This window comes from Nonomuraea sp. NPDC049152 (assembly GCF_040648355.1).
Lineage (GTDB): Bacteria > Actinomycetota > Actinomycetes > Streptosporangiales > Streptosporangiaceae > Nonomuraea.
This window is the reverse complement of record NZ_JBEZDO010000048.1, coordinates 1-22,660: the sequence shown is the minus strand read 5'-3', so window position 1 is coordinate 22,660 and position 22,660 is coordinate 1. Positions and strand designations below refer to the sequence as shown.

19 protein-coding genes and 3 pseudogenes are annotated in these 22,660 nt (G+C 68.7%); 13 read left to right on the top strand and 9 right to left on the bottom strand.

Features of this window, described 5'->3' with window-relative positions; genetic code table 11:
• The 4 genes and pseudogenes from AB0B45_RS47745 to AB0B45_RS47730 form a co-directional block, all read left to right on the top strand.
• Positions 1 to 783, top strand: a complete 783-nt coding sequence (locus tag AB0B45_RS47745) for an alpha/beta hydrolase (RefSeq protein ID WP_358145060.1) — start codon at positions 1 to 3, stop codon at positions 781 to 783.
• Positions 780 to 1,331 carry a dihydrofolate reductase family protein gene (locus AB0B45_RS47740; protein WP_358145058.1) on the top strand — a complete coding sequence of 184 codons (552 nt, stop codon included), beginning with the start codon at positions 780 to 782 and terminating at the stop codon, positions 1,329 to 1,331. The genes AB0B45_RS47745 and AB0B45_RS47740 overlap by 4 nt, the downstream gene beginning before the upstream one ends.
• Positions 1,332 to 1,352: 21 nt before the next feature.
• Positions 1,353 to 1,502: pseudogene (locus AB0B45_RS47735) on the top strand (VOC family protein); the annotation flags it as partial.
• Between the two features lie 154 nt (positions 1,503 to 1,656).
• Positions 1,657 to 1,885 (top strand): annotated as a pseudogene (locus AB0B45_RS47730) (FGGY-family carbohydrate kinase); the annotation flags it as partial.
• Positions 1,886 to 1,963: 78 nt separating this feature from the next.
• On the opposite strand, the gene AB0B45_RS47725 reads toward AB0B45_RS47730, so the two are convergent.
• Entirely contained in the window at positions 1,964 to 2,968 is a 1,005-nt protein-coding gene (locus AB0B45_RS47725) for an aldo/keto reductase (protein WP_358145108.1), read from the bottom strand.
• Entirely contained in the window at positions 2,968 to 3,399 is a 432-nt protein-coding gene (locus AB0B45_RS47720) for a PPOX class F420-dependent oxidoreductase (RefSeq protein WP_358145056.1), read from the bottom strand. The genes AB0B45_RS47725 and AB0B45_RS47720 overlap by 1 nt, the downstream gene beginning before the upstream one ends.
• 101 nt (positions 3,400 to 3,500) lie before the next feature.
• Between AB0B45_RS47720 and AB0B45_RS47715 the strand changes: the two genes are divergently transcribed.
• Positions 3,501 to 4,349: a helix-turn-helix transcriptional regulator gene (locus tag AB0B45_RS47715; protein ID WP_358145054.1), complete on the top strand. Its 849-nt coding sequence runs from the start codon at positions 3,501 to 3,503 to the stop codon at positions 4,347 to 4,349.
• A 330-nt stretch (positions 4,350 to 4,679) separates the two neighbouring features.
• Here the strand turns inward: AB0B45_RS47715 and AB0B45_RS47710 are convergent, their stop codons facing one another.
• The 3 genes from AB0B45_RS47710 to AB0B45_RS47700 form a co-directional block, all read right to left on the bottom strand.
• Positions 4,680 to 8,843, bottom strand: coding sequence for a TIR domain-containing protein (locus AB0B45_RS47710; protein WP_358145052.1), 4,164 nt, complete (start codon positions 8,841 to 8,843; stop codon positions 4,680 to 4,682).
• Positions 8,844 to 9,168: 325 nt separating this feature from the next.
• Positions 9,169 to 9,669: a hypothetical protein gene (locus AB0B45_RS47705; RefSeq protein WP_358145050.1), complete on the bottom strand. Its 501-nt coding sequence runs from the start codon at positions 9,667 to 9,669 to the stop codon at positions 9,169 to 9,171.
• 127 nt (positions 9,670 to 9,796) lie between these two features.
• Positions 9,797 to 10,171, bottom strand: a complete 375-nt coding sequence (locus AB0B45_RS47700; RefSeq protein WP_358145048.1) for a hypothetical protein — start codon at positions 10,169 to 10,171, stop codon at positions 9,797 to 9,799.
• A gap of 801 nt (positions 10,172 to 10,972) precedes the next feature.
• Between AB0B45_RS47700 and AB0B45_RS47695 the strand changes: the two genes are divergently transcribed.
• Positions 10,973 to 12,394, top strand: coding sequence for a hypothetical protein (locus tag AB0B45_RS47695; RefSeq protein WP_358145046.1), 1,422 nt, complete (start codon positions 10,973 to 10,975; stop codon positions 12,392 to 12,394).
• A gap of 169 nt (positions 12,395 to 12,563) precedes the next feature.
• On the opposite strand, the gene AB0B45_RS47690 is transcribed toward AB0B45_RS47695, so the two are convergent.
• The gene (locus AB0B45_RS47690) at positions 12,564 to 14,108 is read right to left on the bottom strand and encodes a serine hydrolase domain-containing protein (protein ID WP_358145044.1); all 1,545 of its coding nucleotides are present in this window, start codon (positions 14,106 to 14,108) and stop codon (positions 12,564 to 12,566) included.
• 285 nt (positions 14,109 to 14,393) lie between these two features.
• Between AB0B45_RS47690 and AB0B45_RS47685 the strand changes: the two genes are divergently transcribed.
• From AB0B45_RS47685 to AB0B45_RS47660, 6 genes and pseudogenes are all read left to right on the top strand, one after another.
• A complete protein-coding gene (locus AB0B45_RS47685; RefSeq protein ID WP_358145042.1) occupies positions 14,394 to 14,798 on the top strand; it encodes a hypothetical protein in 405 nt (134 codons plus the stop codon).
• On the top strand, positions 14,795 to 15,934 hold the full coding sequence (locus AB0B45_RS47680; protein WP_358145040.1) for a winged helix DNA-binding domain-containing protein: 1,140 nt from the start codon (positions 14,795 to 14,797) through the stop codon (positions 15,932 to 15,934). Before AB0B45_RS47685 ends, AB0B45_RS47680 begins: the two co-directional genes overlap by 4 nt.
• A gap of 333 nt (positions 15,935 to 16,267) precedes the next feature.
• A complete protein-coding gene (locus AB0B45_RS47675; RefSeq protein ID WP_358145038.1) occupies positions 16,268 to 17,059 on the top strand; it encodes a phosphotransferase in 792 nt (263 codons plus the stop codon).
• A 390-nt stretch (positions 17,060 to 17,449) separates the two neighbouring features.
• Positions 17,450 to 18,127: a sugar ABC transporter permease gene (locus AB0B45_RS47670; protein ID WP_358145037.1), complete on the top strand. Its 678-nt coding sequence runs from the start codon at positions 17,450 to 17,452 to the stop codon at positions 18,125 to 18,127.
• Positions 18,117 to 18,629, top strand: a pseudogene (locus tag AB0B45_RS47665) (carbohydrate ABC transporter permease); the annotation flags it as partial. The gene AB0B45_RS47670 and the pseudogene AB0B45_RS47665, both read left to right, overlap by 11 nt.
• Positions 18,630 to 18,699: 70 nt before the next feature.
• Entirely contained in the window at positions 18,700 to 18,942 is a 243-nt protein-coding gene (locus tag AB0B45_RS47660) for a hypothetical protein (protein ID WP_358145117.1), read from the top strand.
• Here AB0B45_RS47660 and AB0B45_RS47655 read toward each other — a convergent pair whose 3' ends face one another.
• Complete coding sequence (locus AB0B45_RS47655; RefSeq protein ID WP_358145116.1) at positions 18,943 to 19,140, bottom strand: hypothetical protein; 198 nt, start codon at positions 19,138 to 19,140, stop codon at positions 18,943 to 18,945. It lies immediately after the preceding gene.
• On the opposite strand from AB0B45_RS47655, the gene AB0B45_RS47650 reads away from it, so the two are divergent.
• Positions 19,139 to 19,891, top strand: coding sequence for an alpha/beta fold hydrolase (locus AB0B45_RS47650; protein WP_358145035.1), 753 nt, complete (start codon positions 19,139 to 19,141; stop codon positions 19,889 to 19,891). The genes AB0B45_RS47655 and AB0B45_RS47650 overlap by 2 nt on opposite strands.
• 179 nt (positions 19,892 to 20,070) lie before the next feature.
• On the opposite strand, the gene AB0B45_RS47645 is transcribed toward AB0B45_RS47650, so the two are convergent.
• The gene (locus AB0B45_RS47645; RefSeq protein ID WP_358145033.1) at positions 20,071 to 22,074 is read right to left on the bottom strand and encodes an RNA polymerase sigma factor; all 2,004 of its coding nucleotides are present in this window, start codon (positions 22,072 to 22,074) and stop codon (positions 20,071 to 20,073) included.
• Positions 22,071 to 22,388: a YciI family protein gene (locus AB0B45_RS47640; protein ID WP_358145030.1), complete on the bottom strand. Its 318-nt coding sequence runs from the start codon at positions 22,386 to 22,388 to the stop codon at positions 22,071 to 22,073. Before AB0B45_RS47640 ends, AB0B45_RS47645 begins: the two co-directional genes overlap by 4 nt.
• Between the last annotated feature and the right edge of the window lie 272 nt (positions 22,389 to 22,660).

Genomic DNA, 22,660 nt, shown 5'->3' with positions numbered 1-22,660 from the left:
ATGAGCTTCGTCACCTCCCAGGACGGCACTCGCATCGCCTACGACAGCATCGGTTCAGGCCCGGCGGTCATCGTGATCGGCGGCGGGCCAGTCGACCGGACAGCCGAGTCGCCGCTGGCCACACTGCTGTCCGAACACTTCACCGTCTACAGCTACGACCGGCGCGGCCGCGGTGAGACCGTAGACACCGCTCCGTACTCGGTCGACCGCGAGTTCGACGACCTCCAGGCCCTGATCACCCAGGCCGGCGGGTCCGCGATGGTCTACGGCACCTCCGGCGGCGGAATGATCGCGATCCAGGCCGCCGCCCGCGGCCTGCCCATCACCAAGCTGGCCCTATGGGAGGTCCCTTACATCCTGCCCGGTACACGCGAGCCCGTCCCCGCCGACTACCGCGACCAGCAATACGCCCTACGCGCAGAAGGCCGCTTCGGCGACATGATGGAACTATTCATGGTCAAGGCCGTGCTCATGCCCGCCGAGTTCGTCGAAGGCATGAAGGCCGCTCCGTTCTGGGAGGCGATGGCGGCCGGGGCGAGCTGCCTGGCCTACGACGCCGACGTCGCCGCAGACTTCGCCCTGCCCTGCGAGGTGCTGAAGTCAATCACCATCCCCACCGTCGTCATAGACGGCGCGACGACCCCCTGGATCACCGCCGCGGCCGAGGCGATCGCCGATGCCCTGCCCGACGCCCACCGCACCACGCTGCACGGCCAACCCCACAACGTCGACGCGGCGGCCATCGCCCCCGCCGTCGCCAAGTTCTTCGGAGCGAACCGATGAGGAAGATCGTCGCGCAGCTCTTCGTGTCCGTCGACGGTGTCATGCAGGCGCCTGAGAACTGGCACCTTCCCTACTACGATGAGCGGATGGCCGAAGTGGTCGCCGAGCAGTTCCACCAGTCCGACATCCTGCTTCTGGGCAGGACCACCTACCAGGTGTTCGCCGGCTCCTGGCCAGAACACGGCAGCGAAGTGCCGCTCGCGGACCGGATCAACACGATGCCCAAACTGGTCGCCTCCACCACCCTGAACACCGTGGCGTGGCAGAACAGCACCCTGATCAGCGGCACCGTCGCCGACGAGCTCACCAAGCTCAAGCAGCAACCCGGCCGCAACATCACCATCGCCGGCAGCCCCACCTTGGTTCGCTCACTGCTGCATGACGACGTCCTGGACGAACTCCAACTGCTGGTTCACCCGGTGGTTCTCGGCCACGGCCGGCGCCTTTTCGAGGAGGACGACTTGAACAAGTCACTACGCCTGGCCGGCTCTGAGGTCTTCAAGACCGGTGTCGTCCACCTGACCTATCAGCCGGCGGTTCCCCAGTAGAGAACATCCCTCGTAGCCGGTATCCCGCAACGGGATACCGGCTACGACAGCGTCATCATGTTGTTCGACGCCAAGCCAGGCTGGCCGTCTACCCCCGCTCACCTCCGAGTTTATGTCGATGACGTTGCTGCGGCCGTCGAGCGAGCCGTCACCGCTGGCGCGCGTGTGGTGACCCGCCCGACCATGCTGGCGTTCGGCGAGCGTGTCGCCCGTTTGAGGCGGCGGACCGTGGCCGCACCGATGCCCGAGCAGCCGCCGGTCACCAGAGCGACCCGCCTGGCTAGCGGTCTGCAGGCGGGCATCCGGCGCAGCTTGGCCCGGCGCGCCCCGGTTCCTGCCGCCGGGCGACATACCCGCCAGGATCGCCGCCGAATGCCGCCGCACCGGCCAGGAGCCGCCCGCCGATCGCGCCGCCGTCGTTCGCTGCGTGCTGGAGAGCCTGGCGCCGGCCCATCGGGCCGCGCTGCGCCGGGCCGCCGAGCTGTCCGGCCACCGGGTCGAGGTGGTTACTGGTGGGCGGCGGCTCCAAGAACGCGCTGCTGTGCCAGTTCACCGCCGTCGGCCATGACGCCTGGGCTGAGGCTTCCGCTCTGCCGAACTCCCATAGGTCTTGAGCGGAGAGCAGCGCCCTCCTAGATCGCGAGCCGATCCCTGCCTTCCAGCCTTTCTCCCCCGTCGCCGAACAACCAGACGCGCGATCCGGTGTTGATGTCGGTCGGGTAGCCCGGGTCGAACTCCACCGCCGCATCCAACCGAGCGACGGCGTCCGCAGGCAGGGTGACGTCGAGGGCGCCCAGGTTGTCCTGGAGTTGCTCCACGTTGCGCGCGCCGATGATCGGGTGCACCGCGCGGGATCGGGTGCGCGTCCAGGCGATCGCGACCTGCGACGCGGTCACGCCCAGCTCCGCGGCGACCTCCCGTACGGCACGCGCGGCCTGATGGTCGCGCGGGGTGAGAGACGCGGAGTTGATCCTGGTGCCGGTCGGGATGCTCCCCGAGTCGGTGTACTTGCCCGAGAGCACGCCGCCCGCGAGGGCCCCATAGGTGGCCACGCTCATTCCGTAGGCTTCGGCCATGGGCAGCAACTCCCGCTCGATGTCGCGCTTGAGCAGGCTGTACGGCACCTGCAAGCCGGCGAACGACGTCCAGTCGCGCCACTCGGCCAGGGTGTTCGCCCGGGAGACGATCCACGCGGGCAGGTTGGACGCACCCACGTAGAGGATCTTCCCGGCGCGGACGGCGTCGTCCAGCGCCCGCATGGTCTCCCCGATGGGCGTGTCCTGGTCCCAGGTGTGCACCCAGAACAGATCGATGTAGTCGGTGCGCAGCCGTCGCAGGCTGGCTTCGAGGGACAGCGTGAGGTTCTTGCGGTGGCTGCCGCCCGCGTTCGGGTCCTTGGCGTCCCGGGACAGCGTGTACTTGGTGGCCAGCACGAACTGATCCCTGCGGTGCTGGAGGAGCTCGCCGAGGACCTCCTCGCTGTCGCGGTACGCCGAGGCGGTGTCGATGACGTTGCCGCCGGCGCCGCCGTACAGGTCGATCATCTTGCGGGCCTCGTCGAGCCCGTCGAAGGTCATCGCGCCCAGGAACAGCTCCGAGACGCGCAGCCCGGTCGGGCCGAGCAGCCGGTACCGCATCACGCCACGTCCCTGGCGGACAGCTCGAAGGCGTCGGTGTCGATCCCGCGCGACAGGATCCGCCGCGGGTGGATGCGGATCCACGCCGAGTCGAACGGCATGTTCGCGCCGATGCGCTTGCCGATCTCCTCGCCTCCGGTGGAGTGTGTTTCCGCACGCCCGCGGATCTCGATGCCGCGCGGTGTCCACGGGTCGACAGAGGCCAGGTCGTCCACGGCGAACGCCACGTCAGGGTGGCGCTCGGCGTCGCGGAACTTCTTGCTGCCGGCCATGTTGGTGCCAGCGTGGCCGCCGATCACGATGGTCTGGGTTTCCTGGTCGAGGAAGACCCCCACCGGGACGATGTGCGGCCGGCCGCCGGGGCCGACCGTGGCCAGCCTGCCGAGCAGCTGGCTGTTCAGATATTCGATCTCTTTGGCGGAAAAGGTCATGGATTCAGTCTGTGCAGCCGTGCTTCCGCAGGGAAGGCCGGGGCAAGGCTAGCCCTGCCAGGGCCACGATCCGCCTGCGACGCCGCCCGTACACTCGGCATGTGAGCGACATCGAGCTGGGGGCCTTCCTCCGCAACCGCCGGGAGGCCGTCACCCCGAGCCAGGTGGGGCTGCCCACCAGCCCGCGTCGCCGCACGCCCGGCCTACGGCGAGCCGAGCTGGCCACCATCTCCGGGATCAGCGTCGACTACCTGACGCGGCTGGAGCAGGGGCGCGACCGGCACCCGTCACCGCAGGTTCTGGCCGCGCTCGCCGACGCCCTGCGACTGTCCGTCCCCGAGCGGCTCCAGCTTCGCAACGTGGCCAAGATGGCCTCCGGCGCCGACATCCTGTGCCCCGGCGGGCTGCCGCCCGAGCGGGAGGTGCGCTCCACCATGCGGACGCTGCTGGACCGGCTCGAACCCACTCCCGCTGTGCTGCTCAACCGGCTCGGCGAGACGCTCGTCCACACTGCCGCCTACGAGCGCCTCGCCGGACCCGTCGGCCTCCTGGACGGCCAGCCGCCGAACCGGGTCCGGTTCGTGTTCACCGACGAGCGGGCGCGGACCGCGTACCCCGACTGGGACCGCATCGCCGACGAGCAGCTCGCCGCGCTCAAGGCCGAGTCATCACGCAACGACCCGCACCTCGTTCACCTGGTCGACGAGCTGACTGTCATGGCCGGCGCTCCCTTCGCCGAGCGACTGCGAACCATCCAGCGCCTGCCCCACCGCACCGGCGTCGAACGCCTCGTCCATCCCGAGGTGGGCGAGCTGCGGCTGGCCTACGAGAGCCTCGACGCCGAGGGTCAGCGCCTCATCATCTATCTCCCCGCCGAGGAAGCCACCTCCGCCGCGCTGGACCGCCTCAACCGCCGCCGGCCCGGCGCCCTGCAGGCGGTGCGAGGCTAAGGCTTGTCCGATAAATGATCATGCTGGGTGCGGATGGATGATCGCTCATGGTGCGTCGTGGCGAGCTGACCGATAAGGATGGGGAGCGGATCGAACCGCTCCTTCCTGCTACCGATGGCCGCGGCCGTCCGTGGGTCATCTGACGTAACCATCTCGGCGGGCTGATCCACGAATACGCGCAGGTCGCATAGGGCGGCCGAGTTCTTGGCGCCCATAGGCCCGCGGCGGCATCGTCGGGCTCAGCATCGCCACCAGTGTCCTGGACATCGATCGCACACTGGTCGCGCCCTTTCAGGGGCTTCTCATTTGTCCTTTGGCCTGCGTCCCCAGCTACTGGGCGGGGGCGCAGGTGTCCTGGTACGGCAGGTCGCGGAGATAGCGGAGCCACTGGTCGCGGTCCAGGGGGCCGGCTATGGTGCAGGCGCGTTGTGCCGCGTGGCTTCGGAGCTGGTTGAGGCCGGTCAGGTTCCACAGGATGACGTCGTTGCCGCTGCTGCTGCCGGTGGCCAGGGTCGTGCCGTCCGGAGAGAACGTCACGTGATCCACGAATAGGTCGTGGCCGTTCAAGGGCTGGCCGAGGCGGCGGGGCTGGGTTCGGTCGGTGAGATCCCACAGGATGATGGTGTTGCCGACGTCGGCGCTGGCCAGGGTGTGCCCGTCGGAGGAGAAGGCCACCGCCATCACCTCTCCGGTGTGACCGGTGAGGGGCTGGCCGAGGCGGCGCGGGTGGGCCAAATCTGCGACGTCCCAGAGGGTCACGGTGTTGTCGAAGGCGTTCCCGGTGGCGAGGAGGTGCCCGTCGCGGGAGAAGGCGACCGTTCTGTTGCCCCTCAGGGCGCTGCCGAGGCGGCGGGGCCGATCGGGGTGGGTCACGTCCCACAGGATGACGGTGTTGTTGGACTGGTCGGCCGGGGTGATGGAGCCGCCGGTGGCCAAGGTGTGCCCGTCGGGGGAGAACGCGATGGAGGAGAACTCGACCCCATAAGGAAGGGCGGACTCCGGCGTGGCGGAGGCGGAAGGAGCCGTGAGGGGGCGTCCGATCCGGTGCGGCCGGGCTGGGTCGGTGACGTCCCAGAGGATCAGGCCGTCACCGCTGATGCCGGCGAGGACGCGTCCGCTGGGGGAGAAGGCGGTGCCCTTCAGCGAGCCGGTATGGCCGGTCAACGAAGACCCGAGGCGACGGGGGGTGTCAGGGGCGGTGACGTCCCAGAGCAAGACCGTCTTGTCCAACGTGCTGGTGGAGGCGAGGGTGCGCCCGTCGGGGGAGAACGTCAGCGAGTTGACCGAGCCCTCGCGGTCGGTGCGCAACTCGCCCAACGGGGCCGGCCGTGCGGGGTCGGCGAGATCCCACAGAACCACCTTGTGCTCATCCCCCGCGCTGCCGTACATGGAGGCGCTGGTGGCCAGGACGCGCCCGTTCGGGGAGAACGCCGCCACGCCGCCCCCTGTCAGCGCTTCGCCCTGCGGGCGAGGCCGGGCTGGGTCGAGGAGATCCCACACGATCGCGGTGGTGTCCCGGCTCCCGGTGAGCAGGGTGTTCCCGTCCGGGGCGAAGGCGGCGGCGTGCACGGCGCCACCATGGCCGGCGAGCGTCCCGACGCGGCTGGGCTTGGCACGGTCGGAGAGGTCCCACAAGATCACCGCCGCGTCCTCGCTGCCGGTGGCCAGGGTGCGTCCGTCCCGGGCGAACGCCACGGAACGCACCAGGTCGCTGTGGCCGGTCAGCGGTTCGCCGAGGGTACGAGGTCGCGCCGGATCGGCGAGGTCCCACAGGTGGACGGCGCCTTTCGAGTCTCCCGCCGCCAGGACATCGTGAGCGGGTGAGAACGCCATCGCATACACACCGGTCGTGTCGGGCGGCGTCGTGAGCGGCCCGCCGACCCGGTCGGGTGCCGCCGGCTTGCTCACGTCCCATAGAAGGATCCTTTTGTCTATGTAACTGCCGGCGGCCAGGGTGCGCCCGTTGGGGGAGAACGACAGGTCGCTGACCGGCTTGTCCAGGGCGGAGTTTGGGCGTCGGAGGAATCGGGGCTTCGCCGGCTCGGTGACGTCCCAGAGGGCGATCGTGCCGTCTCTGCCGCCGACGGCCAGGGTGCGCCCGTCCGGCGAGACGGCGAGCGCGTACACCGGCTGATCCTGTTCGGTCAGGGGCGCGCCGAGGCGGTGCGGCTCACCGGGCCGCGTCACGTCCCAGAGCAGCACTTCTCTACTGACAGAGCTGGCGGTCACCAGAGTGCGCCCGTCAGGCATGAACACCAGTTCGCCCACCGCGGCGCCGTTGTGGATGCTCCGAAGCCGCCCGAGAGGGCGGGGCCGAGCCGGATCGGTGAAGTCCCAGAGGATCACTTCGCCGAGGCTGCCGGTGGCGGCGATCCGCCCGTTGGGGGAGAAGGCCGCCGACAGCACTGTGCCGGGGTGGCCGGTGAGGGTGCCGGCGTACCGGGTGGTGGTGAGGATGTCGACCAGGCTCGCCTTGGTGTCCGGCCCGGGGTGGATGCGGTCGGCCGCGACGGCAAGCCGCAAGGCCGTGCGCGGATCGGTGTCCCGTGCCGCCGCGGCCAGGGCCGTCAACTGGCCGGCGGTCGCGGTCATCTGTTGCCGCACGGCGGCGCGTTGTTGGATGACGGCCACGCCCGCGGCGGTCAGGGCCACGATGAGCAGCACCGACAGCACTGTCACGGCCCGTCCCCGCCGATAGCGGTCGCGTCGAATGCTTTCGGTCAGGAACTCGCGGGCGGTTCCGCTCAGCTCGACCCGTTCGGTGACCAGGACCCTGTGTCGCCCGCGCACGTCCGGGGATCGGAAGCGCGCCCCGGTCGCCGACACGGAGGCGGCGAGGGTGCCGCGCTCCCACAAGCGGCGGGGATCACGTCCGGCGCCGCTCCACTCCGCGGCGGCGTTCTCGACGGCGCGGCGTGCTCGCAGTGCCGATGCCGCGGCTGCGATTGCCTGACGCAGGGGCGGCCATGCGGTGAGGAAGGCCTCGTGCGCCACCCCGATGACGACCCGGTCGTTCTCGGTGTCGGTGGTCAGGAGCCGTCGCGTCACGAAGGCGTCCATCTCGGTGGGGAGCGGATCGGGCAGCTCGTCGCGGATCACCCTCGACCGCGTCGGCCGGCCTTCCTCGTCGACGGTGACGAGCCGCAGCAGCCCGGCGAGCACCTCCTCGTCTCTTCGCCGGCCGGTGGCGACCGCCTCGGCCAGCGCGAGATCCGCCTGGCGAGCCAGTGCCCCTCGCACCCCGCCCAGCTGGTCGTACCGCGAGGTGAGCAGTCGGCCGCCGCGGCCGACGCCGTCTGCCAGCTCGGCCAGGGTGTAGGCCAGCAGCGGGAGTGCCTCACCTGTCGCGGTGTCGGCCATGAGCCGGTCGATCAGGTGGTGGTCCACCTCGATGCCGGCCAGCCGGGCAGGCCCTTCGACGACCGCCCTCAGCGACTCCCTGGCCAGTGGCCGTATGGGGTAGGGATGGGTCGGCACCCCGCTGAGGTGAGGGTCGACGAGCATCCGGTCGAGGAACTCAGGCCGCAGGGTCACCACGGTCCGTACCGGCCCGGATGACGAGGCGGTGAGCAGCTTGGCGAACCGGGCCAGGTCGGCGGGCGGGGTCCTGGTGAGCAGCTCCTCGAACTGGTCGACCACGACCAGAAGCCGCCGCCAGCGTCCGGCGCCGGCGAGGAGGAGTTCGTCGGCTGTCGCGGTCAGGCCCGCGCTGCCGAGCCGCTCTCGGCCCTGCGCCACCGTCCAGTCAAGCCCGGCTTTCCGCGCCGCGACCGCCAACTCCCGGCCGAGAGCTCCCACTGGGTCGGTCCCCGGCAGCATCGGCGACAGCGTCAGCCAGCCGGGCTCCGCGGCCATGACCGGAATCAGCCCCGCTCGGACGAGGGAGGACTTGCCGCAGCCCGACGGGCCGATGACCACCAGCATCTTGTCGGCGGTGCTCTCCGCGGGAGATCGCAGGAGGCTCGCGAGTTCCTCGGCCTCGGTGCGCCGGCCGAAGAAGACCCGGTGCCAGTCGATGTCGAAGGGGCGCAGCCCAGGAAAGGGGGGACGGTCGTCCGGCCAGCCCAGCCCTCCCGCAGCGTCGATACGGCGGAGCGCCTCGGCCAGGGCGGCGCGGGCGGTGCCTGGATCCCGCAGATCGGTGTACTGGTACTGGCCGGCCGGCAGCAGAGGGTGGGTCTGGCCAGGCTCAGCAAGGACGGGGAGCAGGCGGTTGCCCTGGGAACGGGCGATCCCGATCTCGGCCGCGCACCACACCGAGGACCGGTAGGCGGCGGTGACCACGCACAGCACGGCGTCGGCCCAGCGCAGCCGTTCGTACAGCCGCCGCTCCCAGACCTCTCCCACAGCGATGCCATCATGGAGGTCACGGTCCAGGAACACCTCGTTGCCGCCGGCCACCAGCCAGTCATGCATCTGAGCGGCAAGCTCATGGTCTTCACTGGCGAAGCTCACAAAGACCCGTGCCACAGCGCCTCCTCGGCGCACCGCCATGATTCAGACAGCGCACACGATCCCGTTCGCGGAGCCACAGGTCAAGTGTTCGCATCCCGATGTTCGCGAACTCCTCGCTCGGGAGGGAGCAGGCTCACGCGACGGCGACTGAATGTGATGGTGGTCGACCGCCGCAGGTCGCTGGCGACGGGCATCCGCACGACCGGGATCTTCGTGCGTCGCACCCTGCGATGACTTCGACCTGCCCGACCATACACGGGTTGGCGTGCCCCGCCGGGCTGCTCGTCGGAGACCCGCGACCTCCAAACAAGAATCGCCAATCACCCGTGCGACCTGCACGGATGAATTCTCGGCACCCGCACCGTCAGCGAACTTCCTTCGCTGCTATCTCACGCCAGGAGTCAGCACGCTTCTTGTGCAGATTCGCCTGCCAGAGAAAGGCAGGTCCGGTGCACAGGGCGGCGAAGCCCGCGAAGAAGCTGATGCCGAACCATGGGTCGACCGGGGCGTCCTCTTCCACCGTCTGACCGGCGTGGCCGAAGAAGTAGAAGACCGCGACGGCGAAGACGATCACAAGGACCAGGCCCGCGACCAGGAAGACGCCCGCCCGCCGTACCTCGCGTCTGGCGCGTGCTTCCGGCGGCAGGTCGGCGAGGCCGCTGCGGTGTTCCCGCTCGGCCCCAATGATCGCCTTCGCCTCCACGTTGGTGAGCCCTAGCTCGTTCAGCAAGCGCCGTTGCGGGATGAGCAAGAGCAACCCGATGCCCATTCCGACGCCCACGCCGAGCCCGGAGAACGGCACATCGGAGAGCACCATGAGGACGAACACTGCGATGATCACGGTGAGTGTGACCAGCAGTGACATCTTCAGACGACGGTGAGAACGGATCAGGCGTTCGAGCTCATCCGGACTGAGATTGCGCATGTTAGGCCGCCTTCCGCTGACGCGCTTGTCGATCGATCTTGAAATATGGTGATGCCGACCGCAACTGTTACGTCGGTGCCGCCCACGCCGGCTCGCTGACCGTCCGGGCGGGGCTGGCCGGTCCGACGATCGCAAGGAGGACGAGCAGGCCGGCCATGCGGCGGCCGACGATGGCCCCGTTTCCGGTGGCAGCCGACATGAGGAACCCAGTGAGGACGAGGATCGAGGGCACGCCCCACCGGACGGCCACATCCGCGATGTCGTAGGCGTCCCCCAGGGGAGCCGACGCGAGTCTTGCGAGGTCGAAGCCGCCACCGTCAAAGAACCCCACGCAGCCGAGGACGGCATAGGAGGACCCGTACTCGACCTGCCAGGCGTCCCAGGTCGGATACGCGGCAGCGGCCAGGGCGGCCGCCCAAGCGAGCCGGGCTGATCGCGACAAGATGATCTCCGTTTTTCGCGACACCCTAGCGGCATGGGACGCCCGCCATATCGCCCCGGTGCTGCAGTGGATGAGGCGCGCCTGAGCGGGCGGGGTTGGGAGACCGCGCCGCGCATGGACGGCGGTACGGCCTTGCAGCGGAACCCGGAACCTGCCGATTAAAAGCCGACAGATTTAATGTCAGGCGATGCCGCAGCATATCTCAATGTATCATTCCGGCCGACAGCGTCGATTGCAAAATGTCCGAGAATGCCGTCCGGTGCTATGTCGTATCAGGTATCCACCGAGCAACCATGGGATGGGTGGCCGTCCCTTGGCCATTCTGGTTTTATGTTCGATTGGCGAGCTGACGTCCTGGACGGTCGTGGTACAGGAAGGGGATCTGGCATGCGCATCCTCAAGACACCACCGCAGGCTCCGCGAGCCAATGCACACGCCTGTATCGCTCGAAAGTGCGATCTCGCTGGTCAGGGCGCTGCCGGGGAGGCATTTCCACTAGCAAGGGCCTACGTTGAATAATTCTTTCACCCATTTATTTTGTCGTGCGTCCGTCGTTGTCTGTGCCAGTGGTGTGAGGTTTTCAAGGACGTCGAGTTGCTGGTTCCCCAGGCGCGAGAATGCGGTGCTGAGGCGGCATGTTTTTGCGCCGGTCACGCATGAGGTGGCCCGGTTTTCGGCGCCCACGCGCGCGAATTGCATGGATGAAGTTTTCTCAAGCGCGGGCCGCTGTTCGGGATGAAGCCGTGGACGAAAGCATGTGATCGTATTGTCGGGGAACGCTCCCGATGTGAAGATCGGAGGATGCTCCGTCCAAGATCCCTCCCGTCCGTGCTCGCCCTCGCCACGTCCGCGCTGCTGATCAGTGGAAACGCAGATGCGTCGGCGGATCCGCCGTTACCCTCGGCGATCTTCCGCGCCACGCACAACAGCTATTCAGGCAACGTCGACGGCGCCAGGAACTCGATCGCCTACCAACTCGACCACGGCATTCGCTTCATCGAACTCGACATACACGACAACGGTTACGCGACCTCGCACGACTACTCCATCGGCCACGACTCTCCCGGAAACCTGGTCGACCACACGGGAAACCCCGCGTCGAACCTCCTGCGCGACTGGCTCGACGTGATCAACGCCTGGTCCGCGCAGCATCCCGCCGCCGCGCCGATCGTCGTCGCGCTCGACATCAAAGACGACCTGACCGACAACCCCTCGTACGCCGAGGGCAACCTGGCCGCACTCAACCAGGAGCTCATTTCCGTCTTCGGCCCGCGGCTGTTCTGGGCCAAGGACTACCCGACGAGCCCGCCGACGGTGAACGCGCTGCGCGGCCGGGTGCTTCCCCTGATCTCCGGCGACGGCAAGACCCGAACCTCGTACAAACGCGACGTCGGCTACCACCCGGCCGTCGCGATCAACGGCCGCGGTCAGGTCGTGGAGGTGCACGACTCGGGCACGGGCGCACTCTGGTACTGGACCGGCCAGTACGGTGCCGACGGCCGCGTGACCTGGCTACGCCACGGCAAGTACGACACCGGCGTCACGCCGGCCGTCGCGCTGAACGACAACGGCGATCTGGTCGAGGTCCACCAGTCCCAGAACGCGACCACGCTGTGGTACCGCGTCGGTCACCTCGGTGCCGATGGAGAGATCACCTGGTCGCCTAGCCGCCAGTATGACAACGGCGTCCTGCCGACGATCAGATTCACCGACGCGGCAGGCACCCGGCTGCGCGAGATCCATCGCAGCCAAAGCAACAGCCAGAACTGGGAGTGGGACGGCGTGCTCAACGCCGGCGCGATGACGGTCTCGTGGAGCGGCAACGCCAAGACCTCCGACGCCCGCTACGACAAGTCCACCTCGACCAGCGGCACGTCGCGCGTACACGTGTGGACCGGCGCCGACGGCCCGACCCCGTCCCAGACCCTGCGGATGGACACCGACAGATACACCGGCGACCGCATCCGCTACCAGCAAACCGCCTTCAACGAGTTCCAGCGGGGCAACAGCGCGGAGCTCCAGCAGGGCGCACTGTTCTACGCGGCGCCCGCCACCGAGTCCTCGTTCATCACCGAGGCACGCCAGGCGGGACGGCTCGTGCGCGGCTGGGATTTCGACTCAGTGAGCAACGCCACCAACCCGCTGGCCAGCTATCCGGCGGCCAACCACCCGTACAGCACCTGGTATCAGGACCTCCTCACCCAATCCGGCGCCATCGAGTGATCCGGTAGGCGCGGATCATGCACTTCGCGTCTGGAGGTCGCGCGGGCGCACCGGAACCGGCCTGATGATCTCGTGGTGCTGGAGCGCCTCAGCGTGGCGCCCCGTGTGGAGGTATGCCCACCGATACCAGCCACCCGATCACGATGAGCGGACCGCTGTGCCGGGGTGTTCACAAGCAGGCCTGGCCGCGAGCGGAATGTCCGTTCTGAAGATCGCTTCCCGCGCGAGAAATGATCGTTTCCTCATCCGCTCTGCGGGCAGAGCGGATGACCCGGATGGTGTGGATGGACCGGGCGACGATGACCGCGCCCGCGGCCAGAGCAGCTGTGGCAGCCCAGACGTACAGCGCGAGCCAGACATACGTGATCTGGCTCAACGTGCCGACCCTGTTCATCAGGATGCCGATCAGATGGGCGAGGCCGGCGAAGAACACGATCGGCACCGAATAGGGAACCAGCCGCAGGAGCCGCCGCCACAAGGGGCGGTTCGCGTGGCGACGGGCCCAGGTCTGGGCGCGGTAGAGGCCCAGGGCTCCGAGCGCGAGGTTGAGCAGGCTCAGACCGCCCAGCCACGGGTCCGCGACGTCAGTGAAGGGCGTGGCGGCAGCGTCGGGGCGGCCATCGAGGATGTCGATCAGGTCGTCGCTGATGAGGAGTGCGTCGTCGCCGGAGATCATCCCGGTGTTGGTGACGACTGCGATGCCGTACCCGCTGGCCGGCAGGAGGGTTTGCGCGGAGTTGTGGGTGAGCAACCAGCCGGTGTGCCGGAGTCGGGGCGACCCTGCCACCGTCCGCCCGACGTCCCACCCCATGCCGTAGGTGCTGCCGCCCACGCCGGACGGAGTCTGGGCGATCTTCACTGTCGCCTTGGGAAGGACGCGGCCGGACCCGTTCTGGGTGATCAGCCACTTGGCCATGTTGTCGGCGGTGCTCACGACGCCGTACGAACCGTTGATGAACCACTTCGGGTGGACCCGTCGGATGAGCTGTCCGTACGCGCGGATGTATCCCGCGCCTTCGCCGGGGAGGTTCAACGTGGTGTCCACCGTGCTGGTGGATGTCATGCCGAGCGGACGGAACACCTTGGCGGCCATATGGTCGGCGAACGACGTTCCGGTCACCGCCTCGACGAGCCTGGCCGCGACGACGTAGTTGGGGTTGTGGTAGGCCATCTTGGTGCCCGGCTCGGTGGTGAGCGGGGCGGTGCGCAGCATGGCGACGGCGTCCTTGAGGGTGCCGGGCGCGGGGAGGGTCAGCTCCGGAAAGGTCCGGTCGCTCATCCCCGAGGTCTGCTGCAGGAGCTGCCTCACCGTGATCCTCGCGGCGCGGGGATCGGCCATGGTGAATTCGGGGAGGTATGTCCGGACGGGAGCGTCCAGGTTGATCTTGCGTTGGTCGACAAGGCGCAGCACGGCCAAGGCCGTGAACGACTTGGAGATCGAGGCCAGCGGCATCAGCGTGTCTTTGGTGATCGGCTCGCCGTCGGCGGTGTGGCCGTAGCCCGCGACATGGACCACCGTGTCCCCCTTCGTGACGGCAATCATGGCGCCGGGTAGTCCGGTCCGTTCGGCATAGTCATGCATGTAGTCGTCGATCACGGTCGCGCTCAGCTCGCCGGGCTGCGTCACTCCCGCCGAGGCACCGCCCGCCACTCCCAACACTGGCAACAGGGTGCCGGTGAGGGCGGCGATCGCGACAATCCTGCTTGTCTTCATCACGTTCTCCTAAGCCGTCTGCCCGTCGGGAAGGAACGCTAGAAGTCGGGGGAGGTGTCACACAGTGGACGATGGGGCAGCCCTCCCCCTGACTTTCGTCAGCCCTCGCCGCCACCCCGCCAGCCGCCGAGGGAGTCGAGAGGCGCCTCACAGGGTGGCCGAGACCGCTTGGAGCGCGGGTTGGGGCTGCGGTTGTGAAGCGTCGTCCGCAGCCAGTGGACGTGCGTCGTCCAGGGAGGCAAGGAGCGCGAGCTTCGCTACATTTGGATCAATGAGTGACCAAAGGTGGTGAAGGCGGTCAGAAGGCGAAGAAGTCCGCAGGAGAAGAAGCGGCTGAGCTATACGAAGGATCGTCGGAACGACTACGGCGAGAACGACAAGAGTTCCCGCAAGGCCATTCGCCGGAACAAGAGTGCCCCTCATCGGGCCAACAGGCGGCAAGTGAGCCAGACCCTCGATGCGATCACAGGCGTCGTCGACGAGGGAGCGGAAGAGTCCACGGTGCGGCGCCTGGAAAGCAGGCGCCCGAAGACGTGGAAGAAGTGGCGCGACGCGACACTCGGGGCGATCGTCACCGAGCGCCTTCAGCGAAGGGCCCGCCTGGGCATTGATGATCAAGCCAGGAACGCCGAACGGATCCAGCGGGTCCGTCAGCGGCTACGGCTGCCGACCGGCTCCAGCGCATCATGAGGATCACCGCCCGGCGGCTCAATCGCGCCACGCTCGCCCGGCAGTTGCTTCTGCGGCGTCATCAGCTGGGCGTCGTCGACGCGGCCAGGCGCGTGGTCGCCTTGCAGGCGCAGCAGCCCGCCTCGCCGTATCTCGCGTTGTGGAACCGGCTCACCGCCTTCGACCCGGTCGACCTCGACGTCGCCTTCGCCGACCACACGCTGGTCAAGGCGACGCTGATGCGGATCACGTTGCACGTGGTGCACGTAGACGACCATCCGGCCATGCACGCCGCCATGCAGCCGACGCTGCGAGCGGCCAGGCTTGGCGACTCGCGCTTCACGGCGAGCGGGCTTCGCGCCGCTGACGCCGACGCCCTGCTCCCGGACCTGCTGGAGTTCGCGGGCAAGCCCCGTACCGCGGCCGAGGTCGAGGCATGGCTCTCCGCGCGGCTCGGAGTTCCTCCGAAGGGCGTGTGGTGGGCGTTGCGGTCGTTCGCGCCGCTGCTGCACGCCCCCACCGGCGGGCCGTGGTCGTTCGGTTCGCGGCCGTCGTACGTCGCAGCGAGGACGCCGCCGACGTCCGGGGGAAGAGAGATCTCCGACGAGTACCTGCGGACCTTGGCGCAGCGCTACCTGGAGGGGTTCGGCCCCGCGTCGGTGGCAGACGTGGCGCAGTTCGCCCTGGTCCAGCGTTCCAGGGCCCGGGACGCCCTGGGCGCTCTCTCCGGCGTGCTGGAGCGGTTGGAAGGGCCGGACGGCACGGAGCTGTTCGACGTCCCCTGTGCGCCGCTCCCCGCCGAGGACACCCCGGCCCCGCCCAGGCTGATGGCCATGTGGGACAGCACCCTGTTGGCCTACGCCGACCGGAGCCGCGTCATCCCGCCGGACTACCGCAAGCTTGTGGCCAGGTCGAACGGCGACGTGCTGCCGACGCTCCTGGTCGACGGGTACGTCGCCGGCGTGTGGCGCCCGGTCGACGGGGGGATCGAAGCGACCGCCTTCCACCGTCTACCGGCCGGGGCATGGGAAGGACTCGCCGCGGAGGCCGGGTCGCTGATGACGCTCCTCACAGGCCGCGATCCCCGGACCTACCGCCGCTATGACCGCTGGTGGACCACACTGCCCAGCGCCGAGGTTCGGATACTCCCCGGCTGACGGGGCGGCGCGTCACGGTCTCTTCCCGCAAGGGATGGCCCGGCGCGTGACCGCGATCGGCGACGGCGTCACGGGATTCCGTGTGGGGACCGTGTCTTCGGCCTCTGGAGCCGGCCGCTGCGGTTCGGGACCTTCGCGGAAGTCTGTGTCGTGCCCCTGGGCGTCTTACCCCGGTCCTCAGCCCTTGCCGAAGAGTGCCGCGGGGAAGGCGCGCGGCCCGATGCCGCCGCGACCGTGCGTCTAGCTGATAAACCAGCTCAGAGGCCCTTGGCGGCTGGTAGCACGTTCGTTGACGGCGCCCAATTCGGTTGACGCGGCTGCGAACATAGGGTCGTGACGGAGATCGAATTGACGACTGGGGTCGGGCGAAGCGCTGTTCACCGTCGTGGCGACGTCGTGGTGCGTGATTCGGGGCCATGGACGCCCGCCGTACACGCGCTGCTCAGCCACCTCGAGGACGTGGGCTTCTCCGCCGCCCCGCGCGTGGTCGGGACTGGATACGACGCCGACGGCAGGGAAACCCTGACCTATATCGAGGGGGACTTCGCCCATCCTGGCGGCTGGTCCCTCGAAGGGGCAGCGGCCGTGGGCCGCCTGATCAGGGATCTGCACGATGCGGCTGGCGCATTCGAGCCGCCGAAAGACGCCGCCTGGTTTCCGTGGCACGGTCGCGAGGTCGGCGACGGACGCAGGATCATCAGCCACTGCGACACCGCACCGTGGAACATCGTCGCTCGCGACGGCCTTCCGGTTGCCCTGATCGACTGGGAGTTCGCTGGTCCGACCGACCCGTTGGTTGAGTTGGCGCAGGCGTGTTGGCTCAACGCCAAGCTGCACGACGACATCGTGGCAGAGCTGGAAGGCCTGCCCCCGCTCGACGAGAGAGCCAAGCAGGTGCGGGCGATGGTCGACGCCTACGGTCTGGCTCGGGTGGACCGGGCCAGGATGTTCGAGCTGATGGTGGAGTTTGTCATATCGGAGATCGCTTGGGAGGCTGACGACGCGGGCGTCACCCCAGGCATGACCACCCACCACGTGGGGCTATGGGCGATGGCCTGGCGGGCGCGCTCAGCCCGCTGGCTGTTGCGCAACCGCAGGACACTGGTCAATGCGCTCACTGCGTGATGAGTCTCGGCACGTGGCGGGGCTCGTGGCGAACGAGGTGAACTTAAGCGCTCCGAGGTGCACGGAAGCGATTGATGACCAGAGATCCTCGCCTCGACCTCAACGCCGTGGAGTGCTGCCCCTTTTGGGGTGTCGGTAAGACTCGTGTCAGTGCGCCATGGAAAGCGCTGCCTGTCCGAACGGAGGTGAAAAACCACCGTCGCTCTGCCGTCGTAGCGGTGGAGTGAAGCAGGAGGCAGCCTGATCCGGGGATCACCGGGGAGGGTGGGAGCAGCCTCGACAAAGTCGAGTCGGCCCAGCACTACCGGATGGGCCGGGCCCGGTGAGCGAGACGGGAAGGTATACGCGAGGAACCGGTGTCTTACGCCTCTTGACCCCAACGTGCCGTCGGTGCTGACGGCCACGGGGCTCTTCTCGGTGGGGCTGGTCGTCTTCAACCTGTCGCTGGCGCTGCTGCTGGCCGTCCTGCTGAACCAGCGGCTGCGCGGCACCACGGTGTTCAGGACGTTGTTCTTCTCCCCGGTGGTCGTCTCGCTCGTGGCATGGACGATCGTGTGGGGGTTCCTCCTCCAGAACAACGGCGGGATCAACGCGATCCTGCAGGTCGTCGGCATCGAGGGGCCCAACTGGTTGCGCACAGGCTCGTGGGCGATGGTCTCGGTGATCGTGGTCCAGGTCTTCAAGAACGTGGGGCTCAACATGGTGCTCTTCCTGGCGGCGCTGCAGGGCGTGCCGAAGGAACTGTTCGAGGCGGCCCGGCTGGACGGCGCTTCGGCGTGGACCCGGTTCCGGCGGATCACGCTGCCGATGATCAGCCCGACCGTGCTGCTCACCTCGATCATCACGGTCGCCGGATCGTTGCAGGTGTTCGCCCAGATCGCGGTGCTCACCCAAGGCGGTCCCGGCGCCTCGACCACCGTGCTCGTCTACTACCTGTACCAGCAGGCCTTCCAGTTCCACCACTTCGGCTACGGGGCCACGCTGTCGGTGCTGCTGTTCGTGATCGTGCTCGCCCTCACCCTGCTGCAGTGGCGCATGCGCAGGAGGTGGGTGTTCCATGAGGCGTAAGACGCTGCTGTACGGCCTGCTGTGCGTGCTCTGCGTGCCGTTCGTCTTCCCGACCTGGTGGATGGCCACCTCCTCGCTGAAGCCGGTGAGCGAGATCTTCGCCTTCCCGCCCTCGCTGTGGCCCGAGCGGCCGTCCCTGGAGGCCTACCGACAGGTCTTCGCGTTGCAGCCGTTCGCGCAGCAGTACTGGAACAGCCTCTACATCGCCGTCGTCGTCACCGTCGGCACGCTGGCGGTCTCCGCGCTGGCCGGCTACGCCTTCGCGCGGATCCGCTTCCGCGGCTCGAACGTGCTGTTCGTGATCGTGCTGACCGGTCTGCTGATCCCGAGCGAGGTCACGATAGTGCCGCTGTTCCAGCTCTTCCACGGCTGGGGGCTGACCGACACGCACTGGCCGCTCATCCTGGTGCCGGTGCTGGGCGCGCCGAGCGTGCTCGCCACCTTCATCATGCGGCAGTTCTTCCTGGTGCTGCCCCGCGAGCTCGAAGAGGCCGCGGCCGTCGACGGCCTGGGGCGGTTCGCCACGTTCCGGCGCATCGGCCTCCCGCTGGCCCGCCCCGCCCTCGGGGGCCGTGGCCATCTTCACCTTCCTGCACAGCTGGAACCTCTACCTGGAACCGATCGTGTTCCTCTCCAGTCCGGAGAAGTTCACCTTGCCCCAGGCGCTGACGCAGTTCGTCGACGCCTACGGCGGTCCCATGTGGAACGTCCAGCTCGCGGCGGCCTCCATGACGGCGCTGCCGGTGCTGGTGGTCTTCGTCCTGGCCCAGAAGCAGTTCGTCGAGGGCCTGGCCCACACCGGTCTGAAAGGGTGACTACACGATGGGCAGCCGCGACGGTAGGCATACGATCGCCATCAGCGTGAACGGCGACTGGAACAACGCGATCGGCAACGTCATCGGCGTCGTCGAGGTCAAGTTCTGCCCGCCTGCCAAGTAGACCGCATCTGCCCGCCGCGCGCCCAGCCGGGTGCGCGGGGTGCAGACAGCCATCGACAGAACGAGGAAGAACATGAGGGACGCGGTAGCCGGGCCTGACGGTGCGAGGATCCGCTGGGTGGAGATCGCGGGCGACGAACCCACCCGGGTGTGCGTTCACGGCGCCGGAGCCCAGGCGGCGGCGTACTTCACCCATGCCATGACCCTGCCGTCCGTGGCCCGGCGGCGCACGCTGATGATGGACCTGCTGGGTTTCGGGCTCAGCGACCGGCCGGCCGATTTCGGTTACCGGCTGGAGGATCACGCCGACGCGCTGGCCAGGGCGCTCGACAGCGCGGGAGTCAGCGGCGCCGAGGTCATCGGGCACAGCATGGGCGGCGCCGTGGCGATCACGCTGGCCGGGCGACGGCCCGACCTGGTGTCGCGGCTGGTCCTGGCCGAGGCCACCCTCGATCCGGTGCCGCCACCCGCGCCTGGCGCGCTCGGCGTCACCAGCTTCACCGAGGCCGAGTTCGCCGAGGGTGGGATGGCGCAGATCCTGGACCTGGTCGGGCCGCTGTGGGCCGCGACCATGCGCCTGGCCGATCCCATCGCGTTGCACCGCAGCGCGTACGGCCTGCGCGCCGGAACCACCCCATCAGCCAGGAAGCTGCTCATGGAGCTGACGATTCCGCGGACGTTCCTGGTCGGGGCGAAGTCCCAGCCACTGGAGGGCAGGCAGGAACTGGAGGCCGCGGGTGTCCGGGTCGTCACCGTCCCCGACGCCGGTCACAACATCATGCTCGACAACCCGCAGGCGTTCGCCGAGTACGCCGCCGGACACTGAGGCGGAGACGTCAGAGACGTGTCGTCGTCCTGGGAGCCACGGCCACCGACAAGATCACCTGGGTGCAGCTGGACAACTTCTCCTCCGTCCTCTTCTGACGGCCGCTGCCCGCAGGAGCCAGGCCCGGCGGCTCACTGAATACACCATTCGGCACGTGTGTCTGGTCCCGAATGACCTACTCAGTCGCGGTTTTCCGTCTGCCGTTCGCCCGGTGCGCTCAGGATGGAATGCTTCATCCCGAAAGCCAGCTGGTGGAGGGTGTAGCCCGCGGCCTTCTTGAAGAGGTACTCGGCGCGTTCGTACGAAAGCCGCCCCCGTCCCGTGTCCGGGCACAGGTCGGCGGGCTTGGGCGGGCGAGCCGGGGCGGGTCTCCGGTCGGCCAGGAACAGGGGGCCCCGAGTCCGGCCAGCCACCAGCTCGGACAGCAGGGCGGCCGTGCCGTACCCCCAGGAGATCCAGACCGGCCCTGTCCTGGTGGTGACCCGGCCGCGGTGAGCGGTCAGGTCCAGGTCCTCGATGTCGAGTGACAGGGCCGCCCTCGCGGACGCTCCCGACTCGTGCAGGAGCCGCCACAGCGTCCGCTCGCGCAGGGACGGGTGCCGCCACAAGGCGTCCAGGTCCGGCCCGTGTACGGCGGGGCGTCGTTCGCGGCTTTCCGGCTTCCTGCCCAGCTCGGCCGACAGGTCCTCGATGGCGGCCCATGACGAGAATGAGCGTACGGCGGCGCGGTGCCGGTTCCAGGTCTTGGGCGCCGCCGTCCCCCAGGCGACGGCGAAGACCCTGGCCACCTTCCCGGTGGTCACGTCGGCCAGCGGGGTGCCGGGGCCGAGGTCCAGGCGCAGGCGGCGCAGGGTCTGGCCGTAGGAGCGGATCGTCTCGGCGTTCAGGTCGCCGCGGGCCAGAAAGCCATCCGCGGCCTCACCCAGCGTGATGCCCGTCTGCTTCGAGGGCGCCTGAGGCGAGCCGGTGGCGGCGCGTTTGAGGAGGAACGCGCGTTCCGCGGCGTTGCGGGTGAGCGTGGCGGCGCGTTCGAAGTCCTTGCCGGCCTCGTCGTGCCGGCCGAGCCTGGCCAGCAGGTCGCCGCGCACCACCGACAGCAAGTGGTAGTCCTTGAGAGCCGGATCGGCGGCCACCGTCTCGACGAGGTCCAGACCTGCCTGAGGGCCGTGGGCCATGCCGAGGGCCACGGCCCGGTTGAGCTGGATCACCGGGGACGGCGTCAGCCGTACCAGCGCCTCGTAGAGCGTCGCGATCTGCGCCCAGTTCGTATCCTCCGCGGTCCCCGCCTGCGCGTGGGAGACGGCGATCGCCGCCTGCAGCACGTAGGGACCGAGCGGGCCACCTGCCTCCCTCGCCCGCAACATCGCCGCGAAGCCGCGGGTGATCAGGAGCCGGTCCCAGAGCCCGCGGTCCTGCTCGTGCAACTGGATGGGCTCACCCGAAGGCCCGGTGCGCGCGGTCGCGCGTGACGCCTGGATCTCCATCAAAGCGACCAGGCCGTGCACCTCGGCTTCGCGGGGTGCCAGCTCGGCCAGCAGCCTGCCCAGGCGCAGCGCCTCCAGGGCGAGCGACGGGCGCATCAGGTCGTCGCCGGAGGTCGCCGAGTAGCCCTCGTTGAAGATCAGGTAGATGACGTCGAGTACGGACGTCAGCCGGCCGGCGAGCTGCGGCCCCGGCGGCAGTTCGAACGGGACCCGCTCCTCGGCGAGGGTGCGCTTGGCCTTGGCGATGCGCTGGGAGACGGTCTGCTCCGGCACCAGGAACGCCCGCGCGATCTCCAGGGCGCCCAGGCCGCCGAGCAGCCGGAGTGTCAGCGCGACCCGCTCCTCGGCGGGCAGCACGGGGTGGCAGGAGATGAACATCAGGCGCAGCACGTCGTCGTCGGGTTCGGGATCCTGCCGCTCCAGCGTGCGGGCAATCTCCTCGTGTTTGCGTCCCATCCGCTCGTTGCGGCGGATGTGGTCGATCGCGCGACGCTTGGCCGCGGTCATGAGCCATGCGCCGGGGTTGTCCGGGACGCCCTGCTCGGGCCACTGCACCAGCGCGGCCACCAGCGCGTCCTGGGCGAGCTCCTCGGCCAGGCCGACGTCGCGGACCATCCTGGTCAGGCCGGCGATGATCCGCGCGGACTCGAGCTTCCAGACTGCGTTGACCGCCCCGTGGGCGTCCCGTGCGGCACTCATCGGTAGATCTGCTGGATCCGGCCTTCACCATCGCCGATGATCTTGAAGAATCGGCGGGACAGCTCCAGCGCCTCCTCCTTGGACCCCACCTCGATCAGCGCGAACCCGCCCGCCATCTCCTTGGCCTCGGCGAAGGGTCCGTCGGTCACCGTGAGCTCGCCGCCGACGGACTTGAGCACGCTACCTCCCAGCTCCATCCCGCCGGTGGCCAGCAGCACCCCGGCCTGGGTCAACTCCTGGATGAACTTGCCCATCTCGATCTGGAGCGTCTCGTCCGCCTTCTGTTCGCCCACGCTCGTCAAGAGAAATCGCATCCCGTACTCCTTTTTGAGCAACCTTAGCTTCCTGCGTTCCCTGTCACATCGCCTGGACGACGCGTAGGCAAAACCACGAAGGGAACCGGGAACATGACCACCACCATCACCCGCAGCTCCGCCTCCACCCGCACGCTGCTGGCCGCCGCGGCGGCCGCCATGCCCGTCTGGACCGTCGTCGCCCTGACGCAGGCGTTCACCCGCGAGGGCTTCGACCTGGTCCGCCACCCCTTCAGCCAACTCGCCACAGGCTCGCTCGGGTGGATCCAGAT